General features: G+C 70.4%; 5 protein-coding genes. 4 read left to right on the forward strand and 1 reads right to left on the reverse strand.

From position 1 onward, the window contains the following. On the reverse strand, positions 1-618 hold a 618-nt coding region (locus ACNFOC_RS51230; RefSeq protein ID WP_416965837.1), incomplete at its 3' end, for a bifunctional DNA primase/polymerase. A gap of 357 nt (positions 619-975) precedes the next feature. Here ACNFOC_RS51230 and ACNFOC_RS51235 point away from each other — a divergent pair. The 4 genes from ACNFOC_RS51235 to ACNFOC_RS51250 all read left to right on the forward strand — a co-directional run. Then, on the forward strand, positions 976-1,287 hold the full coding sequence (locus ACNFOC_RS51235; RefSeq protein ID WP_033285529.1) for a hypothetical protein: 312 nt from the start codon (positions 976-978) through the stop codon (positions 1,285-1,287). Positions 1,288-1,575: 288 nt separating this feature from the next. After that, positions 1,576-2,757 (forward strand): acyl-CoA dehydrogenase family protein, encoded by a 1,182-nt coding sequence (locus ACNFOC_RS51240; protein ID WP_416965838.1) that lies wholly within the window; start codon positions 1,576-1,578, stop codon positions 2,755-2,757. Next, positions 2,754-3,821: a bifunctional MaoC family dehydratase N-terminal/OB-fold nucleic acid binding domain-containing protein gene (locus ACNFOC_RS51245; RefSeq protein ID WP_416965839.1), complete on the forward strand. Its 1,068-nt coding sequence runs from the start codon at positions 2,754-2,756 to the stop codon at positions 3,819-3,821. The genes ACNFOC_RS51240 and ACNFOC_RS51245 overlap by 4 nt, the downstream gene beginning before the upstream one ends. Before the next feature lies 1 nt (position 3,822). Further along, on the forward strand, positions 3,823-4,572 hold a 750-nt coding region (locus ACNFOC_RS51250), incomplete at its 3' end, for an acyl-CoA dehydrogenase family protein (RefSeq protein ID WP_416965840.1).

The following is a 4,572-nucleotide window of genomic DNA, read 5'->3' on the forward strand; positions in this document are numbered from 1 at the left end:
GGACCGGATCGTGACGACCCGCAGGGCGGCGCCGTAGAGGCCGTGGTCGGTGCGGGAGCCGGGGCCCACCAGGTAGCCGCCGGCGCCGCGGATGTCGATGCCGGGGGCGAGTCGACCCGCGGAGTTGGGGACGACCACGTCGGGCGGGCCGCTGAGCCAGAGGTGGCGGCCGCCGCTGGGGGTCAGGACGACGACGGTCTCGGGGATCGTGAACAGGTGGCGGAGGGCGAGTTCGCGCAGCGCGGACGAGGAGTCCGTGCCGGACTTGGTGTCGAGGTCGACGCCGATCAGATGGTGCGGCGGCAGTCCGCACGCGATGCCGTAGCCGGTCGCCCAGGGCGCGGCGGCGAACAGTTCGCGGATGCGCGCCGGGTCGGACGAGGCGTCGTACACCCCGTGGCCGAGGCGTCCGCACTCGCCGTGGCAGCGCGGGCGCAGGGCATCCGGTGCCTCTGCCGCGCCCGCCTCGCCCGCCGGGGGTGACGGGTCGTCGCGGTGCGGTGAGCGCAGGGCCGGGAGTTTTGTGCGGGACAGGGGGATGACGGCCAGTCCGCGTTCGGCGGCTGACAGAGCGTGTGCGAGGGCCAGCGTCGTGGCCTGCCGGTCGGTGGTGGCCATGCCTCCATGTTCGTACGAGTGTTCGAAAAAGGGAAGAGGGGGAGGCGGCGACTCGCCGAGTCGCACGGATTGGCCGGAAATGTGGAGGAACGCTTCGCCCCTTGGGGCGCCCGGCGCGAGCTATCCGTACTGCCCTGGAGTGCGGCTTCGAGGCCGTCAAAGGGGTTTATCGACTTGTCATCACGCTTCAGGGGGAATATCCGCTTCCGGTCTGGTTCGCCGGGGATTCGGTGGGCAACTCTGGTTCCGCGACGTCGTGCACAACACCGAGGCGGTCGGCCAACTGCCCTGGTAGAAGCCGTACTTCATGTGCGTCCGGCTACGGAGCCGGTACGTACCTTGTTCTGGAGGAACAACATGGCAAGCATCCGTACCGCCCGCGTCATCGCCGCCGTCTCCGCCCTCCCGCTGGCAGCCGCCCTCTTCACCGGCGTCGCGGCGGCGGACAACGGCGCCATCGCGGGCAACGGATCGAACGCGGGTGTGGCGACCGTCAGCGGGAGCGGGGTCGGGCACGACAACAAGGGCAACTCGTCCACCACACAGCAGCAGGCGGTCGGCTCGGGGGCCTCGAACCAGAGCAACACCGCCCAGGTCAACGGATCCGCGTTCACCGCCATCAACCAGGGGAACTCGAACGTCGCCGTCAACTTCGCCAACTTCTGGTAACCGCGCCCGACTTCCGTGCGGGGATGCGCGGGGGTGTGTGAGGTGTGCTCTCTGGGGTTGTAACGCGTCTGCGCGGTGGTGCTTCGGCACCGCCGCGCAGGCGTTTTTCGTGTGCCACTTTCATGCACCACGCGTGCGTGCCCGGACGGATGGACGGCTGTGCCGTAACGACCTTGACAGTGCACGGCATCTGACGGACAGTCAGAAACCCCCGTCCGTACGGCGTCTACGACTCCTACGCCACCTACGTTGCCTACGACGCCTACGTCGCCCCGGAGGTCCGCCGCCGTGTACCTCGCCCCCACCGAACGCCAGCGGCGGTTGCGCGCCGAACTCCGCTCGTACTTCGCCGACTTGATGCCGGACGGACCACCCGGCACGGACGACCCCCAGGGCCAGCGGGCCCTGCTGCGCCGCATCGGGGGCGACAGCTGGCTGGGGCTGGGCTGGCCCGTCGAGTACGGCGGCCAAGGGCGGGGCGCGGACGAGCAGTTCGTGTTCTTCGACGAGGCCTACCGCGCGGGCGCACCCGTCTCGATGGTCACCCTGAACACCGTCGGACCGACCCTCATGAAGTACGGCAGCGAGGAGCAGAAGGCCGCCCTCCTGCCGGGCATCCTGCGCGGGGAACTCGTCTTCGCTATCGGCTACAGCGAGCCCTCGGCCGGTACGGATCTCGCGTCGCTGCGCACGCGCGCGGTACGTGACGAGCGGGGCTGGCTGATCGACGGGCAGAAGATCTTCACCTCCAACGCCCACAACGCCGACTGGATCTGGCTCGCCTGCCGCACCGACCCCGAGGCCCCCAAGCACCGCGGCATCTCCATCGTCCTCGTCCCGACCGACGCACCCGGCTTCTCGTGGACCCCGATCGAGACGGTCGGCGGGCAGCGGACGACGGCCACGTACTACGACGGGGTCCGGGTCCCGTCCGGCAACCTCGTCGGCGCGGAGAACGAGGGCTGGTCCCTCATCACCAACCAGCTCAACCACGAGCGGGTCGCCCTAGCCGCGACCGGAATGCAGGCCGAGGAGTTCTACACGGCTGTGCTGACCGCCGCCCGCACGCCCGATCCGGTGACGGGGCGGCGCCGGGTTGACGAGCCGTGGGTGCGCTCACAGCTGGCCGAGGCACATGCCCGGCTGGCGGCAACACGCCTGCTCAACTGGCGTCTGGTGGGTGATGTCGGGGCGGGTCGGCTGGCCCCCGGCGACGCGAGCGGCGTGAAAGTCGTGGGAACCGAATCGACGGTGGCGGTGTACCGAATATGTCAGCACATCGCCGGGACGGACGGGTCGGCAGGACTGGCAGGAATGGTGCGTTCGGGCTCGCCGGGTGCTTTCGGGGACGGCGAGCTGGAGCGGTTGAACAGGGCGGCTCAGATCAACACGTTCGGGGGCGGGGTGAGCGAGGTGCAGCGGGAGATCGTCGCGACGATGCGGCTCGGGATGACGAGGGGGCGGAGGTGAGCACAGTGGTCGACGAGCTGGGGGCGCGGCTCAAGACGTACGAGGGGCGTGCGGCCGCCGTCGCGGGCAGGGGGAAGGACCCCGTCAACGAGCCGATGATCAGGCACTGGTGCGAGGCGATGGGCGACACGAATCCGGCGTACGAGGGCCCGGACGCCGTCGCCCCGCCCACCATGCTCCAGGCGTGGACCATGGGCGGCCTCTCCGGCCACACGGGACGCACGGGCGCCTACGACGAGCTGTTCGACCTCCTCGACACGGCGGGCTGCACCTCGGTGGTCGCCACGGACTGCGAGCAGGAGTATCTACGGCCCCTGCGGCCGGGCGACGAGGTCACGTTCGACGCGGTGATCGAGTCTGTGTCGGACCGCAAGACGACGAAGCTGGGCACGGGGTACTTCGTCACGACACGCATGGACGTCCGGGTGGGCCCGGACCTCGTCGGCACCCACCGCTTCCGCATCCTCAAGTACGCCCCCGCACACCAGAAGGGGAAACAGAAGGAGGAGCAGGAGCAGGAGCAGGAGCCGGGGAAACGGGAGGAGCAGAGGAAACGGGAGGGGAAGGGGGCCCGCGCGCGCCGCCCCCGTCCCGTCGTCAACCGGGACAACGCCGGCTTCTGGGAAGGCGTGCAGCGACACCGACTCCTCATCCAGCGCTGCACGAACTGCGGGACACGGCGCCACCCCTGGCTGCCGGGCTGCAACGCCTGCGGCGGCCTGGACTGGGACACGGTCGAGGCGAGCGGCGAGGGCACGGTCTACTCGTACGTGGTGATGCACCACCCGCCTTTCCCCGCCTTCGATCCGCCGTACGCGGTCGGGTTGATCGAGCTGGCGGAAGGCGTGCGGATCGTGAGCAACGTGGTCGGGGTGCCGTACGACAAGGTCCGCATCGGGCTGCCGGTACGGCTCGAATTCCGGCGCTACGACGAACCGCAGGGGCACGACGACGAGGACGGCCCGCTGGTCCTCCCTGTCTTCCGGGTCCAGGAAGGCGGAGAGGCCGGAGAGGTCGGAGAAGGCGGAGAAGGCGGAGAAGGCGGAGAGGGCGGGGTGGGCTGACATGGACTTCACGCCGACCGAGGAGCAGGCGGCGGCCCGTGACCTGGCCGCCCGGATCTTCGGCGACCTCGCGACACCCGAGCGGCTCACGGCGGCCGGGACGGACAGCGATCCCGAGCTGTGGAAGGCCCTGTGCGCGGCCGGACTGGTCGGCGCCGTCGAGGAGTTGGGCCTGCTCGGGCTCGTGCTCCTCCTGGAGGAACAGGGCCGGACGACCGCCCAGGTGCCCTTCGCGTCGACCTGTGTGTACGGGCTGCTCGCGGTCGCGGCCCATGGTTCTCCCGAGCAGCGGGAGCGGATGTTGCCGGGGATCGGGGACGGGTCGGTGGTGGTGTGCGGGGCGTTTCCGGCGCAGGGGGGTGTACGGGCCTCTGCGCAGGGTGAGTTGAGTGGGACGGTCCCCGTCGTCCCCTGGTTGCGCGACGCCACGCATGTCCTGGTCGCCGACGATCATCGGGGGTTGTGGCTGACCCCGGTCGCGGAGGCCGCGCGCGTCGAGGCGGTCGAGTTGACGGCACCTTGGTCGGCGGGGCGACTGACGCTGGACGGCACTCCGGCGGAACGGCTCGGTGCGGCGGGCGTTCACCTCGGTGCCCACGTTGGGCCGGTTGAAGGCGGGCAGGTACTCGTCGTGGAAGCAGGGGCGCTTGCACTGGTAGCGGTAGTACGGCTTCAACGCCTCGGCCGTGCCGGACGCGGGCGACACGGCGACACAGCGGGAGTGGTTGCGGAACGCCGAGCGGCTGGACAA

The sequence above is a fragment of the Streptomyces colwelliae genome (genome assembly GCF_048158785.1).
Lineage (GTDB): Bacteria > Actinomycetota > Actinomycetes > Streptomycetales > Streptomycetaceae > Streptomyces.

What these genes read in the sequence shown, in the direction of transcription:
- ACNFOC_RS51235 (WP_033285529.1), top strand. Translation starts at nt 976, where the DNA reads ATGGCAAGCATCCGTACCGCCCGCGTCATCGCCGCCGTCTCCGCCCTC.